Origin of the sequence: Pseudomonas sp. NFPP02 (genome assembly GCF_900119355.1) — a bacterium.
In the GTDB taxonomy this organism is placed as follows: domain Bacteria; phylum Pseudomonadota; class Gammaproteobacteria; order Pseudomonadales; family Pseudomonadaceae; genus Aquipseudomonas; species Aquipseudomonas paracarnis.
The window spans coordinates 290,128-309,650 of the sequence record NZ_FPJI01000007.1; the positions used below are offsets into that span (position 1 = coordinate 290,128).

The 19,523-nt window shown below is 59.5% G+C and carries 19 protein-coding genes and 1 pseudogene; 8 read left to right on the forward strand and 12 right to left on the reverse strand.

All coding sequences use genetic code 11. The annotated features are described in order from the left end of the window. Nucleotides 1-11: 11 nt before the first annotated feature. Nucleotides 12-1,139 carry a muconate cycloisomerase family protein gene (locus BT204_RS14905; protein ID WP_034128800.1) on the reverse strand — a complete coding sequence of 376 codons (1,128 nt, stop codon included), beginning with the start codon at nt 1,137-1,139 and terminating at the stop codon, nt 12-14. A 114-nt stretch (nt 1,140-1,253) separates the two neighbouring features. On the opposite strand from BT204_RS14905, the gene BT204_RS14910 reads away from it, so the two are divergent. Continuing rightward, the gene (locus BT204_RS14910; RefSeq protein WP_072447265.1) at nt 1,254-2,129 is read left to right on the forward strand and encodes a LysR family transcriptional regulator; all 876 of its coding nucleotides are present in this window, start codon (nt 1,254-1,256) and stop codon (nt 2,127-2,129) included. Nucleotides 2,130-2,272: 143 nt separating this feature from the next. Here BT204_RS14910 and BT204_RS14915 read toward each other — a convergent pair whose 3' ends face one another. Further along, nucleotides 2,273-3,265, reverse strand: coding sequence for an AraC family transcriptional regulator (locus BT204_RS14915; protein ID WP_034128801.1), 993 nt, complete (start codon nt 3,263-3,265; stop codon nt 2,273-2,275). Between the two features lie 311 nt (nt 3,266-3,576). Here BT204_RS14915 and antA point away from each other — a divergent pair, with 311 nt between their 5' ends. The 4 genes from antA to BT204_RS14935 all read left to right on the forward strand — a co-directional run bounded on the left by antA (nt 3,577) and on the right by BT204_RS14935 (nt 8,071). Further along, a complete protein-coding gene (gene antA / locus BT204_RS14920) occupies nt 3,577-4,968 on the forward strand; it encodes an anthranilate 1,2-dioxygenase large subunit (protein WP_072447267.1) in 1,392 nt (463 codons plus the stop codon). Further along, nucleotides 4,968-5,459: an anthranilate 1,2-dioxygenase small subunit gene (antB, locus tag BT204_RS14925; RefSeq protein ID WP_034128781.1), complete on the forward strand. Its 492-nt coding sequence runs from the start codon at nt 4,968-4,970 to the stop codon at nt 5,457-5,459. Before antA ends, antB begins: the two co-directional genes overlap by 1 nt. A 132-nt stretch (nt 5,460-5,591) precedes the next feature. Then, complete coding sequence (gene antC, locus BT204_RS14930) at nt 5,592-6,599, forward strand: anthranilate 1,2-dioxygenase electron transfer component AntC (protein WP_057975035.1); 1,008 nt, start codon at nt 5,592-5,594, stop codon at nt 6,597-6,599. Nucleotides 6,600-6,670: 71 nt separating this feature from the next. Then, a complete protein-coding gene (locus tag BT204_RS14935) occupies nt 6,671-8,071 on the forward strand; it encodes an amino acid permease (RefSeq protein WP_034128783.1) in 1,401 nt (466 codons plus the stop codon). A 146-nt stretch (nt 8,072-8,217) separates the two neighbouring features. Here BT204_RS14935 and kynA read toward each other — a convergent pair whose 3' ends face one another. Further along, a complete protein-coding gene (kynA, locus tag BT204_RS14940) occupies nt 8,218-9,075 on the reverse strand; it encodes a tryptophan 2,3-dioxygenase (RefSeq protein WP_072434974.1) in 858 nt (285 codons plus the stop codon). Continuing rightward, nucleotides 9,072-9,722 carry an arylformamidase gene (kynB, locus tag BT204_RS14945; RefSeq protein WP_072447269.1) on the reverse strand — a complete coding sequence of 217 codons (651 nt, stop codon included), beginning with the start codon at nt 9,720-9,722 and terminating at the stop codon, nt 9,072-9,074. Before kynB ends, kynA begins: the two co-directional genes overlap by 4 nt. Before the next feature lie 364 nt (nt 9,723-10,086). Between kynB and BT204_RS14950 the strand changes: the two genes are divergently transcribed. After that, nucleotides 10,087-10,431: a cupin domain-containing protein gene (locus tag BT204_RS14950; RefSeq protein ID WP_072447271.1), complete on the forward strand. Its 345-nt coding sequence runs from the start codon at nt 10,087-10,089 to the stop codon at nt 10,429-10,431. Nucleotides 10,432-10,478: 47 nt separating this feature from the next. On the opposite strand, the gene mmsB is transcribed toward BT204_RS14950, so the two are convergent. Together mmsB and BT204_RS14960 are read right to left on the reverse strand one after the other, a co-directional pair. Beyond that, complete coding sequence (gene mmsB, locus BT204_RS14955; RefSeq protein ID WP_072447273.1) at nt 10,479-11,366, reverse strand: 3-hydroxyisobutyrate dehydrogenase; 888 nt, start codon at nt 11,364-11,366, stop codon at nt 10,479-10,481. Nucleotides 11,367-11,381: 15 nt separating this feature from the next. After that, a complete protein-coding gene (locus tag BT204_RS14960; RefSeq protein ID WP_072447275.1) occupies nt 11,382-12,899 on the reverse strand; it encodes a CoA-acylating methylmalonate-semialdehyde dehydrogenase in 1,518 nt (505 codons plus the stop codon). A gap of 133 nt (nt 12,900-13,032) precedes the next feature. Here BT204_RS14960 and BT204_RS14965 point away from each other — a divergent pair, with 133 nt between their 5' ends. Then, the gene (locus BT204_RS14965; RefSeq protein WP_034128788.1) at nt 13,033-13,980 is read left to right on the forward strand and encodes a LysR family transcriptional regulator; all 948 of its coding nucleotides are present in this window, start codon (nt 13,033-13,035) and stop codon (nt 13,978-13,980) included. 33 nt (nt 13,981-14,013) lie between these two features. On the opposite strand, the gene BT204_RS14970 is transcribed toward BT204_RS14965, so the two are convergent. The 3 genes from BT204_RS14970 to BT204_RS14980 are packed head-to-tail and all read right to left on the reverse strand — an operon-like array spanning nt 14,014 to nt 16,810. After that, nucleotides 14,014-14,961 carry a LysR substrate-binding domain-containing protein gene (locus BT204_RS14970; protein WP_060764178.1) on the reverse strand — a complete coding sequence of 316 codons (948 nt, stop codon included), beginning with the start codon at nt 14,959-14,961 and terminating at the stop codon, nt 14,014-14,016. Then, nucleotides 14,961-15,809: an EamA family transporter gene (locus tag BT204_RS14975; RefSeq protein ID WP_054897000.1), complete on the reverse strand. Its 849-nt coding sequence runs from the start codon at nt 15,807-15,809 to the stop codon at nt 14,961-14,963. Before BT204_RS14975 ends, BT204_RS14970 begins: the two co-directional genes overlap by 1 nt. Before the next feature lie 53 nt (nt 15,810-15,862). Beyond that, the gene (locus tag BT204_RS14980) at nt 15,863-16,810 is read right to left on the reverse strand and encodes a TauD/TfdA family dioxygenase (protein ID WP_072447276.1); all 948 of its coding nucleotides are present in this window, start codon (nt 16,808-16,810) and stop codon (nt 15,863-15,865) included. Nucleotides 16,811-16,958: 148 nt separating this feature from the next. On the opposite strand from BT204_RS14980, the pseudogene BT204_RS27465 reads away from it, so the two are divergent. After that, nucleotides 16,959-17,054 (forward strand): annotated as a pseudogene (locus BT204_RS27465) (DUF3077 domain-containing protein); the annotation flags it as partial. A 96-nt stretch (nt 17,055-17,150) separates the two neighbouring features. Here the strand turns inward: BT204_RS27465 and BT204_RS14990 are convergent. From BT204_RS14990 to BT204_RS15000, 3 genes are read right to left on the reverse strand one after another with little or no spacing between them, the layout of a single operon-like run. After that, the gene (locus tag BT204_RS14990) at nt 17,151-17,639 is read right to left on the reverse strand and encodes an outer membrane lipoprotein YfiB (protein WP_072447278.1); all 489 of its coding nucleotides are present in this window, start codon (nt 17,637-17,639) and stop codon (nt 17,151-17,153) included. Between the two features lie 5 nt (nt 17,640-17,644). Then, nucleotides 17,645-18,907 (reverse strand): diguanylate cyclase DgcN/YfiN, encoded by a 1,263-nt coding sequence (locus BT204_RS14995; RefSeq protein WP_034128793.1) that lies wholly within the window; start codon nt 18,905-18,907, stop codon nt 17,645-17,647. After that, on the reverse strand, nt 18,904-19,470 hold the full coding sequence (locus tag BT204_RS15000; protein WP_034128794.1) for a regulatory sequestration protein YfiR: 567 nt from the start codon (nt 19,468-19,470) through the stop codon (nt 18,904-18,906). Before BT204_RS15000 ends, BT204_RS14995 begins: the two co-directional genes overlap by 4 nt. Between the last annotated feature and the right edge of the window lie 53 nt (nt 19,471-19,523).

Below are 19,523 nucleotides of genomic sequence, written 5' to 3' on the forward strand. Positions count from 1 at the left end.
GCAGAGGCCTCTTAGTGTTTGTCACGGCGAAAGAACGCCAGGCGCTCTTCATCGAGCGCCAGGCCCAGGCCCGGCGCGCTGGAAACGTGCAGCTGGAAATCGCGGTACACCGGTGGCTCGGTGAGGATGTCTTCGGTGAGCAACAGCGGGCCGAACAATTCGGTGCCCCACGCCAGGGTGTTCAGCGTGAGAAAGGCATGGGCCGAAGCCAGGGTGCCAATGCCGCCTTCGAGCATGGTGCCGCCGTACAGGCCGATGCCAGCCGCTTCGGCAATCGCCGCCGTGCGCAATACAGCGCGAGGGCCGCCATTCTTGGCGATCTTGAGGGCGAACACTGTGGCCGAGCCTTCACGGGCCAGGTTGAATGCATCCTCGACACACTCGATGGACTCATCGGCCATGATCGGCACCGGGCTCGACAGGTTGAGCCGAGTCATACCACCACGGTTGTTGCGCGAGATCGGTTGTTCGATCAGGTCGATACCGTTGTCGCCGAGCACCTTGCACGCCCGCAGGGCCACGGCTTCATCCCAGGCCTGGTTGACGTCGACACGCACACTGGCGCGCTCGCCCAGGGCTTTTTTGATCGCGATCACATGGGCCAGGTCGCGGTTGACCTCCCCCGCGCCGATCTTCAATTTGAAGAGACGGTGGCGGCGCAGGTCGAGCATTTTCTCGGCCTCGTTGATGTCCTGTTCGGTATTACCGCTGGCCAGGGTCCAGGCCACCGGCAACGCATCACGCACACGCCCGCCCAGCAGCTCGCTGACCGGGAGCCCGAGGCGTTTGCCGAGGGCGTCGAGCAAGGCGCTTTCGATACCGGACTTGGCAAAGGTGTTGCCGCGAATACTGCGCTCCAGGCGCAACATCGCCGCGTTGACGTTACTCGCGTCCTGGCCGATCAACAGCGGCGCGAAGTGACAGTCGATGTTGACCTTGATGCTGTCGGGGCTCTCGTTGCCGTAGCTCAGGCCGCCGATGGTGGTGGCTTCACCGATGCCTTCGATGCCGTCGGTGCAACGCAGGCGAATGATGACAAGGGTCTGGTTTTGCATCGTGTGCATCGCCAGCTTGTGCGGGCGAAGGGTGGGCAGGTCGACGATGACAGTTTCAATCGACTCGATGGTGCAAATCGGCATGGCAATACCCATTGGGTTCTTTATAAATTTACGTCGATTCTGTTCCGCATTTTTTTGGGCTTCCAATATAGAATTGGTCTCGTGCGATACCCTCAAGGTATGAAAGGAGTCGATATGGAACTGCGTCACTTGCGCTATTTCCAGGTGCTGGGCGAGACCCTCAACTTCACCCGAGCTGCCGAACGCTTGCATATCGCCCAGCCGCCTTTGAGCCGGCAGATCCAGCAACTGGAGGACGAACTGGGGGTGGTGCTGCTGGAGCGCAGCCGGCCCTTGCGGCTGACAGAGGCCGGACGGTTTTTCTATGAGCATGCCAGTGTGCTGCTCGAACAACTGGGTAAGGTCTGCGACACCACCCGGCGCATCGGCCAAGGCGAGAAAACCTGGCTGGGCATCGGCTTTGCGCCGTCGACCTTGTATGGCGTGCTGCCGGAGCTGATTCGGCGCCTGCGCACTCACGAGGCCCTGGAGCTGGAGCTGGGTTTGTCGGAGATGACCACTTTGCAGCAGGTCGAAGCGCTCAAGGCTGGCCGCATTGACGTAGGCTTCGGGCGGATTCGCATCGACGATCCGGCCATCGTCCAGCGCGTACTGGTGGAGGACCGCCTGGTAGCAGTGCTGCCCAGTGGTCACACGTTGCTGGGCGCCCCGGCCACCCTCGCCCAGTTGGCCGGCGAACCCTTTGTGCTCTACCCCGGCAACCCGCGCCCCAGTTATGCCGACCATGTGATCGCGCTGTTCGACGCCCATGGCTTGAGCCTGAAGGTGGCGCAGTGGACCAACGAATTGCAGACCGCTATTGGCCTGGTGGGCGCAGGTATGGGGGTGACGTTGGTGCCGGCGTCGGTGCAGGTGCTGCATCGGGCGGATATTGGCTATACGCCGATTGTGGAGGCCACTGCGACTTCGCCGATCATTCTGAGCCGGCGGGTGAATGACCAGTCGCCGGGGCTGACTCATTGCCTGCAACTGGTTGAAGAGTTGATCTGAGATTTTCCCAAACACCGCAATTCCCTTGTAGGAGCGAGCTTGCTCGCGAAAAACTCACAGGCGCCGCGTTCATCCAGCAAGCACGCGTTATCGTTAACGTTTTTCGCGAGCAAGCTCGCTCCTACATTTGATCTTCATTGGTTTCAAAGGCTGCGCAGGCGCTTGCGTTGCAATGTCTGGCTGGGCGACTCATCAAACAGCTTGCGGTATTCCGCCGAAAACCGCCCCAGGTGCGTAAACCCCCAGCCCAGGGCGATTTCAGAAATAGTGCGCATTGAGCCCTGCTCCAGAATCTCCTGGCGCACCGCCCCCAACCGATGCTTCTTCAGATACGCCATGGGCGACAGTGCGAAGTACTTGCGAAATGCATCGAACAGTTTGAACCGCGACACGCCCGCTGCCGCTTCCAGGTCTTCCAGGTGCAGCACTTCACGGGCGTTGTCGTGGATGAATTGCCGCGCACGGATCAAGTAGTGCGGCAGTTTTACCCCCAACACCTCGCGCAACTCTTCAGAGTAGTTATTCGGTTGGGCCAGGATCAGCCCCTTGATCAGCGAGCTTTCCAGGTCACGGGTAAACGCCGCCTGCTCGTACAACTCGCTGCTGCATTCCAGTTCGGCGATGAAGTATCGCGCCATGCGCCACCACGAGGCCGGTGCTCCGTCCACAGCATCCATCACCGACTCAAACCGCAGCGGTGCATCGATGGGCCGTTGCAGCAAACCTTCCAGTGACTCGCTCATCGCCGCGCGGGTGATCACCACCTGCAACTTGCGGCAGTCACCGGAAATCGCCAGCACCTGATGCTCATTGGGTGAAATGATCACGCCCTGGTCGCGGTTGGAACTGAGGCGCTCACCGTTCTTGCTCAGCTCCTGCTCGCCCACCAGCGGCAGGCTCAAGCTGTAGCTGCGAAAGTGCTCGGCGTCTTCGATGTCGATGGTCACATCGGTACCGTATTCGATCACGCCCAGGGTGGTGGCGCGGGACTTGAACACGTTGGCGCTGTGGTGAAAGCGCAGGCGCTCGGGGGTGGCCGTCGCCAGGCGATGGGGCCCGCAGATGCCGGACATCCAGCTGCGCGCGCCTTCCAGGTCGAAGCGTTGAATATGAATATCGCGTGTCTGGCTACTCATCAGGGTGCACCCACGGCGGTTAGGCATTTGCGCGCTCTGGCGGCGCGTCGTTGAACCTCGACAGCAAGTTCCAGGCCACGCCAGCAGCGTGGCCACTGGGTGGATAGTAAGGGTCGACTATGTGGATAAATCCCAGGGTTCTACGACCATCGCCCACCATCACAGTAGCGCATGCCGTCACCTGCGCGCACCGCCATGGGTATTTGTTGCCCAACTTTGCGGCCTGCGTTCCCCCATTAAGCGGATAGCCCGCTACCGCATTGCAGCCGCTTAATGGCTCACCGTTTAGCCATGATCAAAAGGTGCCTCCCATGAGTGGTGCAAGAACCGTCGAGCAGTGGAAAACCTTTATCGAAAGCTGCCTGGACTTTCGCCCGGCAGATGAAGTGTTCCGCATCGCCCGCGACATGTTCACCGAGCCCGAACTGTTCGACCTGGAGATGGAGCTGATCTTCGAAAAAAACTGGATCTACGCCTGCCACGAAAGCGAACTGGCCAATAACCACGACTTCGTGACGATGCGCGCCGGGCGCCAACCGATGATCATCACCCGCGACGGCGAAGGCCGGCTCAACGCGCTGATCAACGCCTGCCAGCATCGCGGCACTACCCTCACCCGCGTGGGCAAGGGCAACCAATCCACCTTCACCTGCCCGTTCCACGCCTGGTGCTACAAGAGCGATGGCCGACTGGTGAAGGTCAAGGCGCCAGGGGAATACCCGGAAGGTTTCGACAAGGCCACCCGCGGCCTGAAAAAAGCGCGCATCGACAGCTACAAGGGCTTTGTGTTTATCAGCCTGGACGTGAACGGCACCAACAGCCTGGAAGATTTCCTCGGCGACGCCAAAGTATTCTTCGACATGATGGTGGCGCAATCGGCCACCGGAGAGTTGGAGGTGCTTGCGGGCAAGTCTGCCTACACCTACGACGGCAACTGGAAGCTGCAAAACGAAAACGGCCTGGACGGTTATCACGTCAGCACCGTGCACTACAACTACGTGGCCACCGTGCAGCATCGCCAGCAGGTCAACACCGAGAACGGCGCAGGTTCCAGCACGACGCTGGACTACAGCAAGCTCGGCGCCGGCGACGCGAATACCGATGACGGCTGGTTCGCCTTCAATAACGGCCACAGTGTGTTGTTCAGCGACATGCCCAACCCCAGCGTGCGCTCCGGCTACGCCACCATCATGCCGCGCCTGGTAGAAGAACACGGCCAGCAGAAGGCCGAGTGGATGATGCACCGCCTGCGCAACCTGAACATCTACCCCAGCCTGTTCTTTCTCGACCAGATCAGCTCGCAGCTGCGCATCATCCGCCCGGTGGCCTGGAACAAGACCGAAATCATCAGCCAGTGCCTGGGCGTGAAAGGTGAGTCCGACGCCGATCGCGAAAACCGGATCCGCCAGTTCGAGGACTTCTTCAACGTCTCGGGCATGGGCACGCCCGACGACCTGGTGGAATTTCGCGAAGCCCAGCGCGGTTTCCAGGGCCGCCTGGAGCGCTGGAGCGATATTTCTCGCGGCAGCCATCGCTGGGAGACCGGGCCGACGCCCAACAGCGAGGCCATCGGCATTCAACCAGCCATGACCGGCACTGAGTTCACCCACGAAGGCTTGTACGTCAACCAGCACCGCAATTGGCAACGGTTTCTGCTCAAGGGTTTGGACCAGCGGGCCCTGAGCCTGCGGGAGGTGAAGTGATGAATGCGCAATTGCAGTACCAGATCGAGCAGTTCTTCTACCGCAAGTCCGAACTGTGCGACGCCCAGGACTGGGACGCCTACGTGCAGTTGTTCGACCCGCAGAGCGAATTCCACCTGCCGCAATGGGATTCCGAACACGTCTACACCCAAGACCCCAAGCGCGAGATGTCGTTGATCTACTACGCCAACCGCTCGGGCCTGGAAGACCGCGTGTTCCGCCTGCGCACCGGCAAAGCCGCCTCCGCCACGCCGATGCCGCGCACCTTGCACCTGATCAACAACGTGCGCATTGCCGAGCAGGCCGACGGCACGTTGGAGGTGCGTTTGAACTGGCACACGCTGTTTTATCGGCTGGCTACTTCCGAGCAGTTCTATGGGCACGCAACCTATCGCCTCAAGCCCGAGGGCGACAGCTGGCTGATCACGCGCAAGCACGCCCTGCTGCTCAACGACACCATCAACTCGGTGCTGGATTTCTATCACCTTTAAAAACCAGCCCCCCCCTGTGGCGAGGGAGCTTGCTCCCGCTGGAGTGCGCAGCGCTCCCAGTTTTTTGGGGCAGCTTCGCAGCCCAGCGGGAGCAAGCTCCCTCGCCACAGGGGCACGCTTGGAGTTTCATCAATGAATCACAAAGTGGCCTTCAGCTTTGCCGATGGCAAGACCCTGTTCTTCCCGGTGGGCGCCCATGAAATCCTGTTGGACGCGGCCCTGCGCAACGGCATCAAGATCCCGCTCGATTGCCGCGAAGGCGTGTGCGGAACCTGCCAGGGGCGTTGCGAATCCGGCGAGTACACCCAGGACTATGTCGACGACGAAGCCCTTTCCAGCCTCGACCTGCAACAGCGCAAGATGCTCAGTTGCCAGACCCGGGTGAAGTCCGACGCCACCTTCTATTTCGACTTCGATTCGAGCCTGTGCAACGCCCCCGGGCCCGTGCAGGTACGCGGCACGGTGAGCGCGGTGCAGCAGGTCTCGACCAGCACCGCCATCTTGCAGGTGCAACTGGACCAGCCACTGGATTTTTTGCCGGGCCAATATGCGCGTCTGTCGGTGCCCGGCACCGATAGCTGGCGCTCCTACTCCTTCGCCAACCGGCCGGGTAATCAGTTGCAGTTCCTGGTACGCCTGCTGCCCGATGGAGTCATGAGCAACTACCTGCGTGAACGCTGCCAGGTAGGTGATGAAATGTTGATGGAGGCGCCCTTGGGTGCGTTTTATCTGCGGCACGTCACCCAACCGTTGGTACTGGTGGCGGGCGGCACCGGGTTGTCGGCGTTGCTGGGTATGCTTGATGAGCTGGCCGTCAACGGCTGCACGCAACCTGTGCACCTGTACTACGGCGTGCGCGGCGCCGAAGATTTATGTGAAGCGGCGCGTATCCACGCCTACGCGGCAAAAATCCCGAACTTTCGCTACACCGAAGTGCTGAGCGACGCCTCAGCCGAGTGGACGGGCAAACGCGGCTACCTCACCGAGCATTTCGACCTGGCCGAACTGCGGGACAGATCGGCGGATATGTACGTGTGCGGCCCCCCTCCGATGGTCGAATCCATCCAGCAATGGCTGGCGGATCAGGCACTTGATGGCGTTCAGCTGTATTACGAAAAGTTTACGCAGAGTAATATCTGACCCTCAGCAGTTCTGAGGGGCCGATGCGGCGTGCAATCACCCTTGAGAAAAACAAGTAGAAGGGAATGTTAATGGCGGATGACATGGTTAACCCGGTGGGCCTCAAGCGAGGCCTGAAGAACCGGCACATTCAGCTGATCGCCTTGGGAGGTGCGATTGGTACAGGCTTGTTCCTCGGCTCGGCCGGGGTACTCAAGTCGGCGGGGCCGTCGATGATCCTGGGCTATGCGGTGGCCGGGTTTATCGCGTTCCTGATCATGCGCCAGCTCGGCGAGATGATCGTCGAAGAGCCGGTGGCCGGGTCCTTCAGCCACTTCGCACATAAATACTGGGGCGGTTACGCGGGCTTCCTGGCGGGCTGGAACTACTGGGTGCTCTACGTGCTGGTGGGCATGGCCGAGTTGACGGCGGTGGGCAAGTACATCCAGTTCTGGTGGCCAGAGATCCCGACCTGGGTCAGCGCGCTGGTGTTCTTCGTCGCGGTGAACCTGATCAACACCCTGAACGTGAAGTTCTTCGGTGAAGCCGAATTCTGGTTTGCGATCATCAAGGTGGTGGCGATTGTCGGCATGATCGTGCTCGGCTGCTACCTGCTGTTCAGCGGCACCGGCGGCCCCCAGGCCTCGGTCAGCAACCTGTGGAGCCACGGTGGTTTCTTCCCCAATGGCGGCATGGGGCTGTTGATGTCGATGGCCTTCATCATGTTCTCGTTCGGTGGCCTGGAACTGGTCGGCATCACCGCCGCCGAGGCCAGCGAACCACGCAAGGTGATCCCCAAGGCAATCAATCAGGTGGTGTACCGCATCCTGATTTTCTATGTCGGTGCGCTGACCGTGCTGTTGTCGCTGTACCCGTGGGATCAACTGCTGCAAACCCTCGGCGCGTCAGGCGATGCCTACAGCGGCAGCCCGTTTGTGCAGATCTTCTCGCTGATCGGCAACGACACCGCCGCCCACATCCTCAACTTCGTGGTGCTGACCGCGGCGTTGTCGGTGTACAACAGCGGCGTGTACTGCAACAGCCGCATGCTGTTCGGCCTGGCCGAGCAAGGTGACGCGCCCAAGGCGCTGATGAAGCTCAACAAGCAAGGCGTGCCGCTACGGGCGTTGGCGATTTCGGCGTTGGTGACGATGCTGTGCGTGGTGGTCAACTACGTCGCGCCGCACAGTGCGCTGGAGTTGCTGTTTGCCTTGGTGGTTGCTTCGCTGATGATCAACTGGGCGCTGATCAGCCTGACCCACATCAAGTTCCGCAAGGCCATGGGCGAGCAAGGCGTGACGCCGTCGTTCAAGACCTTCTGGTTCCCGTTCAGCAACTACCTGTGTCTGGCCTTCATGGTGATGATCATCGGGGTGATGCTGGCGATTCCGGGAATTCGTGAGTCGGTGTACGCGATGCCGGTGTGGGTGGGGATTATCTACGTTGCCTATCGGTTTCGGATCAGAAACGGGAAAGTAGCTGTGGCGCAGTAACACCTGTGGGAGCCGGGCTTGCCCGCGATGGCGGCGTGTCAGCCAACGGGTGGGCCAGCTGATACACCGCCATCGCTGGCAAGCCAGCTCCCACAGTTGACTGTATTTCACATAAAAAAAGCCCCGGTAATCCGGGGCTTTTTTGTTTAGAGCGTGGAACGTACTCGCCAGAGTTCAGGGAACAGTACCGTGTCGAGCATCTTGCGCAGGTACCCCACGCCTTCAGTACCGCCAGTACCCGGCTGGAAGCCGATGATGCGTTCCACCGTGGTGACATGCCGGAAGCGCCACTGGCGGAACGAATCTTCCAGGTCGATAAACTTCTCGGCCAACTGATACAAATCCCAGTAACGGCTCGGGTCGCGATATACCTCGCGCCAGGCCGCTTCCACCGATTCATCGTGCACCGTGGCTGCGGTCGGGTCGCGCTCGGCGCGCTTGGGATCAATCGCCAACCCCGCCTTGACCATCAGGTTTACGGCCTCGTCATACAGCGACGGCGTGGCAATCGCCACCTGCAATTGCTGCAGCAACTCCGGGCGATGAGCATGGGGCCGCAGCAGCGCCGGGCTTTTGTTGCCGAGGATGAATTCGATCTCGCGGTACTGGAACGACTGGAACCCCGACGACTGCCCCAGGAACGGGCGAATCGCCTTGTACTCTGATGGCGTCATGGTCGCCAGCACCGCCCAGGCGTGCACCAGTTGATCGAAGATCCGCGACACCCGCGCCAGCATCTTGAACGCCGGCGGCAGCTCACCCAGGCGCACATGTTCGCGGGCGGCCTTGAGTTCGTGAAGCATCAGTTTCATCCACAGCTCAGAGGTCTGGTGCTGGATGATGAAGAGCATTTCGTTGTGGTCTGGCGACAGCGGGTGCTGGGCGCTGAGGACTTTGCCCAGGTCCAGGTAGTCGCCATAGCTCATGGACTCGGAGAAATTCAATTCGGCGTTATGCCATTCTTCCGGCGGTTGGTAATCAGCTGAAAAAGGACATTGGCTCATCGCGTGGGCTCCTTGAGCGGGCGGAGAATGGCGCGCACGGGGCTCGCGTCCAGGTTGGCGAAGCGCAGCGGCAGCGCGATCAGTTCATAGTCGCCCTCCGGTACGTCATCGAGCACGATGCCTTCGAGGATCGCCATGCCATGGCGCGCCACGACGTTGTGCGAATCCATGGTCTTGGATTGTTGCGGGTCCAGGGACGGCGTATCGATACCGATCAGGCGCACCCCCAGGCTGGCCAGCAGCTCAATGGTTTGCGGAGCGATGGCCGTGAAATTCGAATCCCATTCAGTCAGTGGCGCTTGTGGATAAGTGCGCAGCAGCACGCGCTCCGGCAGGTTATCCACACGCCCTTGCAACTGATGGGGCTGCACCAGAGCGCCGCTGCCCAGGCAATGCAATACCCGGCACGGGCCCATGTACACATCCAGCGATACCTCGCCAATCGGCGCCCCATCGGCGCTGTAATGCAGCGGCGCATCCACATGGGCACCGGTGTGCGGCGACAGGGTGACGCGCCCCACATTTACCGGACACTCCGGGCCGAACTGCCACACGCGCTCTTCCTGGAACGGTGTATCGCCCGGCCAGGTCGGGGTGGCCGTGCTCAAGGGCGGGCTGATATCCCACCACGTTTTTATTGGTTTCATTGCAAGGCTCTCACGGGGTACTGGGGTGAATGATACGAGGGCCAGCTCTGAATTTTCTTGCGAATTCTGGCGCGCCACGGGAAATATTTCGCAGTTACTGCGAGGAAACAGCGGTTTGATGCACAGATCTGTCGCTCAGATACACCAAGACCTCCTGTGGGAGCCGGGCTTGCCCGCGATAGCGGAGTGTCAGGCAATGGAGATGCTTGTTGTGCCAGCGTCATCGCGGGCAAGCCCGGCTCCCACAGGGGACTGCGGTGTTCAGGTGACTGCGCTTCTGGGCATCCCAATGTCGAGTTCAGACCACTGGCGCAACGCCCGAGGCCTTAGGGTTGAGCTTTCCCTTCCCTGCCTCGGAGTCATCATGACCAAGCCCATCACCGTACTACGCGACACCCACCCACTGCCGGTCCTGGATGCCTGCAAATGGGAAAAGCTTGAAGGCGACCCGCACACCGTCAACCTCAACGCCTACACCAGCGAAGACGGCAACAAGATCATGGGCACCTGGATCTGCACACCGGGCAAGTGGTACGTGGAATACGTGAAGTGGGAATACTGCCATTTCCAGGAAGGCTACTGCGTGATCACGCCTGAAGGCATGGAGCCGATCCACTTGCGGGCTGGGGATATCTTTGTGGTGGAACCGGGGATGAAAGGAACGTGGGAAGTGGTCGAGACGGTGCGTAAGTATTTTGTGTTTGCCTGACCCAGCAAAACCTGTGGCGAGGGAGCTTGCTCCCTCGCCACAGGTTTTTATTTGGGCTTGCGATAGCTGTTGATGATCGCCGAGAAGTCCTTGCCCCCTTCCCCACGCTGGCTCATCGATTGATACAGCTGCTGGGCCACTGCGCCGAGGATCACCGGCTGGTGCACCTGGCGTGCAGCTTCGGTGGCCAGGCCTAAATCCTTGAGCATCAGGTCGGCACCAAAACCACCGGTATAGCCACGCGATGATGGCGCAGTCTCGATCACGCCTGGCCAAGGATTGTAGGTATCGGAACTCCAGCAGCGCCCCGTGGAGCTGTTGATGATGCCGGCCAGCACTTGTGTATCAATACCAAGTGCATCGCCCAGGGCCATGGCCTCACTGACGCCGACCATGCTGATACCCAGCAGCAGGTTGTTGCAGATCTTGGCGATTTGCCCGGTGCCGACATCACCACAGTGCACGATGTTGCGGCCCATCTGCGCCAGCACCGGTTGCAGGGTGGCGAACAATTCCGGGTTGGCGCCGACCATGAAGGTCAGCGTCCCGGCCTGGGCACCGCCGGTGCCACCGGAGACCGGCGCATCGGCCACTGCCACACCTTGTTTGGCTGCCGCAGCCGCTACTTCACGGATGGTTTGCGGGTCAATGGTGCTGCAATCCACGGCGGGGATGCCTTCGCCGATGCCGGCGAGTACACCGTCTTCATTCAGCCACACGCTGCGCACATGGGCGGCTGCCGGCAGCATGGTAATCACCAGTTCGGCACCTTGGGCCGCATCACGCGGTGAGTGGCTGATGGTGCCGCCCAGTTCGGCGAGTTCCTTGAGTACCGCCTGGTTCAGGTCGAACAGGTTAAGCGCGTGCCCAGCCTTGATCAGGTTGCGGGCCATGGGCGCACCCATGTTGCCCAGGCCGATGAATGCAATTTTCATGGTCGTCTCCCGAGTTCAGCGCAGGTTGATGGTGGTGTTGACGCCATCGTTGACCGTGTCGTCATCAAACCAGCGGCTGGTGACGGTTTTGGTCTGAGTGTAGAACTGCACCACTTGCTTGCCGTAAGGGCCCAGGTCGCCGAGCTTGGAACCGCGGGAGCCGGTGAAGCTGAAGAACGGCACTGGCACCGGGATGGGGATGTTGATGCCGACCTGGCCCACATCGATTTCGCTCTGGAATTTACGCGCCGCCGCGCCGCTCTGGGTGAACAGGCCTGTACCGTTGCCAAACGGATTGGCGTTGACCAGGGCGATGGCTTGATCGAGTGTCTCGACTTCCAGTACCACCAGCACCGGGCCGAAGATTTCCTCGGTGTAGATGCGCATGTCGGTGGTCACGCCTGAGAACAGGGTGGGGCCGACAAAGTTGCCTTGCTCAAAGCCCGGCACTTTGATGTCGCGGCCGTCCAGCTCCAGCTTGGCGCCTTGTTCCACGCCGCTTTCGATCAGCTCCAGGATACGTGCCTTGGCGCGCTTGGAGATCACCGGGCCGACATCCGTGCCCGCTTCGCTGCCGGCGTTGACCTTGAGCTTTTGTGCCAGGGCCTTGAGGTCTGGCAGCCACTGCTTGGCCGCGCCCACCAGCACCACCACCGAGGTGGCCATGCAACGCTGGCCAGCCGCGCCGAAACCGGCACCGACCAGGGCGTTGAGGGTGTGTTCTCGGTTAGCATCCGGCAGCACCACCGCGTGGTTCTTGGCGCCCATCATCGACTGCACACGCTTGCCGTGTTTGCCGGCCAGGTCGTAGACATGCGTGCCCACAGCCGTCGAACCGACGAAGGACACCGCCTTGATGTCTTTGTGAGTGCACAGCGCATCCACCACGTCCTTGCCACCATGCACCACGTTGAGCACGCCGGCTGGCACACCGGCTTCCAGCGCCAGCTCCACCAGCAGCATGGTCGACAACGGGTCTTGCTCGGAAGGCTTGAGTACAAAGGTGTTACCGCAGGCAATCGCCATCGGGAACATCCACAGCGGAATCATCGCCGGGAAGTTGAACGGGGTGATGCCGGCGCACACGCCGATAGGCTGGCGCAGGGTGTAGGTGTCCACGCCGCCGGCCACGTTCTCGGCGAACTCACCCATTTGCAGGGTGCCAATGGAACAAGCGTGCTCCACCACTTCCAGGCCACGGAAAATATCGCCCTCGGCATCGGCAATGGTCTTGCCCTGCTCGGCGCTGAGGACTACAGCAATGCGCTTGGAATGTTCGCGGATCAAGGCTTGCAGCTTAAGCATGATGCGCATGCGCGCGCCGATCGGCGTGAGTTTCCAGGTCTGGAACGCTTGATGGGCAGCATCGATGGCCGCGTTGACTTCATCGGCCGTGGCGAACGGCACTTTGGCCAGCACTTGCTGGGTGGCCGGGTTGACGATGTCTTGCCACTCGGTGGTCTTGGATTCGACCCACTCGCCGTTGATCAGCAACTTGACCTGTTGCACGGAAATATCGGCAGATGCGTTCATGTGGTCTCCAGAATCTTGTAGTTATGCAGAGAACCAAGGCGTTGAATCGCCTTGAAGAATGAGGCGTTCGGACTGTTTTTGGAGTATAGATGTGCAAATCTCTAATAAGAACGCACATAAAAGCCGGTCCAATATGCAAAAAAACATCACCTCCCTGGGCGCCCTGAACTGGGATGACCTGAAGTTTTTCCTCGAAGTAGCCCGCACCCGCAAGGCCAGCGTGGCCGCCAAACGCCTGGCGGTGGACTACACCACCGTGTCGCGGCGCATCAGCTCTCTGGAAGTGTCCCTCGGCACGCTGCTGTTCGAAAAATCCCGGACCAACGGCTTCGTGCTCACCAGCGAAGGCCAGCGGTTGCTGGGTTATGCCGAATCCATCGAAAGCACGCTGCACATGGCCTGCGAACAGGTGTCCGGCTCCGGCGTGGCGCTGTCCGGCCATGTGCGCATGGGCTGCACCGAAGGCTTCGGCAGCTTCTTCGTCACCCCGCAACTGAGCCACTTCGTCGACACTTATCCTGCGATCTCGGTGGATATCCTGCCCCTGCCCCACTTCATCAGCCTGTCCAAGCGCGAAGCCGACATCGTCATCGCCCTGGAACGCCCTGAACACGGGCCGTATGTGTGCTGCAAACTGTGCGACTACAAATTGCAGTTGTACGCCACCCAGGACTACCTCGACCAACACCCGCCAATCCGCAAACCTGCGGATCTGGCCGAACATCCATTTATCAGCTATGTGGATGACTTGGCCTTCAGCTCAGAGTTGCTGTACCTGGCCAATGTGGTGCCCGGCGCCAGCGCCAGCCTGCGCAGTACCAGCGTGATCGCGCAATACGTGGCGGCCCAGCAAGGCCGGTCGATGGCGATATTGCCGTGCTTTCTGGCCGCGCAGGACCCGCGCTTGCTGCCGGTGCTGGGAGAGCAGATTGCGATTACGCGGCAGTTCTGGATGTATTGCCGAGAGGATTTGAGGAAGTTGAAGCGGATTACGTTGTTGTGGGATTACATTCGGGAAGTGACGGAGCAGAATCAGGGGTTGTTAATGGGGCAGACGCGGGAGATCAGGTTTGCGAAGTGAGGTGCTAAAAGGAGCAACGGAGGCTTCCTACATTTAGACCGCTCCTGCTGCAGCAATTTGCGGATGCCGAAGCCGAACTTCGCGCAGAAACTCACCCGCGCTGTTCTTGAGCCATTCAATCAGCCGAGCAATCTCCGGCTCCGACTGACGCCCGTTTCGACAAATGATGTAGTAGGCCGCAGGGGACATCATCACAGGGCTATTCAACGCAACTAACGCACCGTCTTCCAGTTGGTCATACACCAACGCAGTCCTGCCCAGCGCAATCCCTCCGCCCTTCACCGCCAAGCTGATCGCCAGGCTCGAATCCGGAAATCTCGGCCCGTGGTGATAAGGCGGCGGCGCCAGCCCCTGAAACGCAAACCAGCTTTCCCACCCCGGACATACCTGATCGTCCACCCGATGAATCAGCGGATAGCGGGCGACATCCTCCAGAACAATGCCGCCCTTCAACCGCAGAAAATCGGGCGAACACACGGGGAATACGGCGTCGCGCATCAACAGTTCGACATAATGATCCGGATAGTCACCGTACCCCATCACCACGGCGACATCGTATTGATGGGCCTCCAGGCTGGTGCTGCTCATGTCGGCGCTGGTCAACACCAGATCCAGGTTGAATGAAGCCTGCGTGTGAGAGCCGTGCATCCTGGGGATTAGCCACGTCGAACAGAGGGAAGACGTGCATGATAGGTATAACGGTTGGGACTTACCGGGATTGAGTGAATGCAATACCCCATCCAGCGCCTTGAAAAACTCATCGGTAACTGGCAACAGAGCCTGCCCTGCTGCAGTCAGCTTGACGCCGCGTGAGTGCCGCTCAAACAACGACACGCCCCACCATTCCTCCAAGCCCGCGATTTGATGGCTAATGGCACTGGCGGTGAGGTTAAGCTCAGACGCTGCACGGGCGAAACTACCGGTTTGCGCTGCGCTGACGAACGCCTGAAGCATAGGTGTGGGGGGCGGACGCTGGGCCATCAGGTGCTCACTTTGATCAAAATGATCCCGCAAACAATGACGAACGCCGAAAGCATCCGTCGCCAACCGAACCGTTCGTGAAAGAACAGCGCAGCAATAATGGCGCCGATAATAACACTGGTTTCCCGCAGAGCTGAGACCTTGGCCACCGCGTCCAGCGACAAGGCAAACAACACCAATCCGTAAGACGCCAGGTAAAAAACACCGCCTAATAGCCCAACTCGCCAGTGCCCACGTATCGCACGAGCCAAGGTTGAACGTTCTTTGGAAAACGCCAGCATCGGGATCGGGATACTTTGGAATACTGTCAGGTAAATAATGTACTGCAGCACCGTCTCACTGGCTCTTACACCTTTAGCATCCACCACCGTGTAAGACGCAATAAACGCACCCGCGCACACCGCCATCAGGATCGGCTTGAACATCTGCGCCGTCATCCTGCGCACAAAGGTCAAGCTGATAATCCCCACACAAATCAGCAACACTCCCGTCAACGCCTGGGAGGACAACTGTTCATGCAGCAGAAAGTAAGAAAACAGCACGACCAATACGGGCGGCACCCCACGCATCACCGGGTAAACCTGACCGAAGTCACCCGTTTCGTACGCTTTAATCAAAAATAGCCGGTAGACCGTATTGAGCACCACAGAGACGAGTATATAGCCCCATACCTCCAGGCTAGGCACACTTACAAACGGCAACGCCAGCAGGCATATCACTAGCGCGGTGCCGTCGACCATGGCCAAGGTCATGAAGCGACTGCTACCGGCGCGAACTACGGCATTCCAAGTGGCGTGCATAAAGGCAGAAATCAAGACCAACGTGATCGCGATATCGGAGTTGTCCATGGGGCTCGGCTTATGGCGGATATGGGAGGACTTACGTTATGAATACCGATGCATCATCGTTTGCGTAACCACAGCCGTAGCATATAACGATTAAGATCACTCAAAGGCTCAGCATCATTGATCTCGGAACGTGGAGCGTTCATATCAATGAAGTGCGTGCGCGTATGCAGAAACTTGTTATCGGCTGAAATAAGCACTTGCCCTGGCTCCAGCAGTACTCGATGCTGAACTGATGACTGATCGAGAACGGTATCCAGAAAGTCCAGTGCCTGGGCTTGAGCTGCTGTTAAAGGCACTCCTGCCTTAAGGTGAGCTGACTCAATGTAGACTCGAAAGTATCTGATCAGTGGAATACCTTCACTGGAAAAGCTGAGGATGGGGGCTTTAAACAGTTTTTCATCCTCTGACATGCCGCGATTCTCAAAAAAGAAGTCGCATTTGAGCGCTTCCAATACTTCTGGGAACGCCATCAGCTCGGCGTATACCGCGCTTGCATCAATGAGAATGCTCTCACCTCCTAAAAGTGCTTTCTGTCCACAGGCCAGGATCAAGTAATCGATAGGCAACGGGTCGCTCACACCATCGTTATGTACATAGGCGCCTTGACGGGTCTGATGGTATCTCGCACCTTCCTCAATGCTTTTGCCACCTCGGTCATAAACCTCAATCACTTTATGACCAAGATGATTCTGTACCATTGGGACACCGAGTAAGGAACCGAATGTCCACACCAGAGATTTGAACGTTGAAAGTTTATCCACCTTAAAGCCATCGAGAATCAAGACATGACTTTCATGATCGATCATATTTCGTATTCTATTCAGCTCCTCTCTCAGCACGCTTGACTGTAAAGGATTAATGTAAGCGACCTTGGTATCGAATCTAACACCTTGACTTACCGTCTCGAACAACTCTCTTATCGTCAATAGCTCAGCAAATGCATCTTTTGAAAGCCTGACTTTAGATACTTCCTGGCGAAAATGACTGACATTTATAGTCATCGCAATCCTTTACGGTAGTTACTTATAGCGTCCATTTAACTAAGCCCACCATTTGCGAAAAAGCGAAACTTCATCAGCCCAGCCATTAAAATTCGTCATGACAGGTCTTTCCTACAGAGAAAACTCCTAATGGTCGTTGGTAGGTTTTCGCGGCGACCAATACGCATGGGCCGCGCATTATATGTATGAGAGGGGCAAGGCCGTGGTGGATGACTTGACGCAGGCGATGACACCGAGCCGTTGAGCGAACATTCTTGCTAGCACATCGCAGAACAACTGTGAGAGGGGCTTGCCCCCTCCCACATTGGATTGCATTTCAGCTTGGGAAAGGAGAACCCGCTTAGTCTGCGATCACTACAATTGATACCCGGCGATTCTCGGTGCGGCCTGCTGTGGTCGTATTCGGCGCCACCGGCTCGCTGCTGCCCAGGCCGCGCAGTTGGATGTTTTCTTCTTTCATGCCCATGCGGGTCAGCACCTTGCCCACGCTTTTGGCGCGGCGCAGGGACAGGGCCACGTTGTAGGGCTCTTTGCCCGAGGCGTCGGTGTGGCCGTCGACACGCACACGCTCGATACCCGCGCCTACCAGGGCCTGGCCGATGCGTTCGACGATGTCGGTGCTGGGTTTGTTGAGGGTTTCGACGTCGCTGCCAAACAGCACTTTGCCGGACAGGCCGAAGGCCCAGCCTTCATCGGTCAGCTCGAAGCCTTGCTGCTTGAGCACGGCGACTTGCGCCGGGGTCAGGCCTTTGGGTGGCGTCTGGCAGCCGCTGAGGGCCAGGAAGGCCACGAGCAAAGAAATAAATAAAACGCGTGTGTTAGCGAACAAGGGAATCAACTCCTGTGTTGAACGTTGGCGACGGGGTGCTCCGACTCCGCCGTTTGCTGGCCGCCCGAAGACAATCGTTTGGCCTGGTACATCGCCGCGTCGGCAGCGTTGAGCAAGGTGCCTGGCGTGGCACCATGCTCGGGATAAATCGCAATGCCGATACTGAGGGAGGTCAACACCTGGGTGTCGCCAGGCAGTGGAATCGGCATGTCCATGCTGGCAATGATTTTGTCGGCGATGCGCTGGGCGTCTTCGGCCTTGTGCAGGGGCGCCAGCAATACCGCGAATTCATCACCGCCCAGGCGCGCCACCAGGTCGTCCTCGCGCAGTTGCGCCCGCACGCGGTCGGCAACGGCCACCAGCACGGCATCGCCAGCGGCGTGACCGAAGCTGTCGTTGATGTCTTTGAAGCGGTCGCTGTCGAGGAACAGCACCGCCACCCGCTCATTGACCTTGGCCGCGCTGCGCAGGGCACGGATCAGCCGGCCTTCGAAGAACGCGCGGTTGGGCAGGCCGGTGAGGCTGTCGTGGCTGGCCTGGTGGGCCAGGGTTTCGTTTTCGCTTTGCAGGTGGCTTTGCCAGGCCTCCATCTCACCGAGCAGGGCGTTGAAGTCGCTGCCCAGACTGTCGAGTTCGGCGATCTGCGCCGAGGGTACGCGGCGGTCGAAGTCTCGCTCGCTGCGGGCGGCGTGGGCGACGGCAGCCAGGCGTTGCAATGGCACGGTGATACCATTTAACAGACGCCGTGACAGATGCAACGCCACCCAGGCGCTGAGGGCGGTGCAGATCAGAATCCCGATCAAGCCACTGAGCAAGAAGCGCAACAGGCTGCCACCGTGGCCGACCAGATGGATGCTGCCGACGGTTTGCCCCTGGCGCAGGATCGGCTGGCTGATGGGCTGTTCGAGCAGGGCGTGCGCTATTTGCAGCTCGACCCGTGACAACATGCCGGTTTCCGGGCGAACCCAGCGCGCCAGCAGCTTGCCGTTGATATCGAATACTTCTGCCTGGGCCACTTCTTCGGTAGAGGCAATCAGGCTCAGGGCTTCGGTGGCCGCCGCACTGTCGTTGAACACCACGGCTGCTTCCACGGTGTAGTTGATCGAGCGGGCGATCAGGTGCAGGTTGTGCTCGGCGTAAACCCGCAGGGCAAGTACGCCCAGCAGGGTCAGGGACACACTGGCCAGGGTCACGGCTACCAGCGCCAGGATCATATGCCCGCGGGCAATTACCGAGCGCAGGGTCGGCCGCACTTTATCGCGACTCATGAGCCAGGCGCTCGACGACGGGACAACTGCAACACACTGGGATGGATGCGCACGCCGCTACGGGCGACGGAATCCAGGTTGACCTCGAACGACACCTGCTCATCGCTGACGCGCAGGCAGAACAGGCTGCCCACCGTGCATTGGTCGCCCCCTTCGCTGATGCTGAGTACGGGATGGCCGATCAATGAGGTAAACAGGCGGTTGCGTTCGTCGGGGGTGATTTTGCCGATGTAGACGGCATCACAGGCATTGACGATATCCGGATGATCGACCAGCAGGCGCCGCACCAGCACCGGACGACCGGTGGCCTGGGTGGTGCCTTTGACCAGGTCATCGGTGTACTGAGTCGGCCCGACAATGCACAGCCGCAATTGCGCAGGCTCAACCGGCCAACGGGCGTAGCTGAGGATACCGAGCACCACTTGGGTGACCGCCTGCGCACGGTGCTCGGCCAGGCTGGGCGTCTGCGCAAATAGGCGCGGCGCAAGCAGGCACAGCACCGTCACCAGTAACAGGCGTCTCCAACTCAAACTGCGCGCTTTGGGCGAGACAGCCACGTTCATGCAGCGATACTCTCAAGTGTTTTCCAGGATGATGCCGCAACGATAGCACAGCG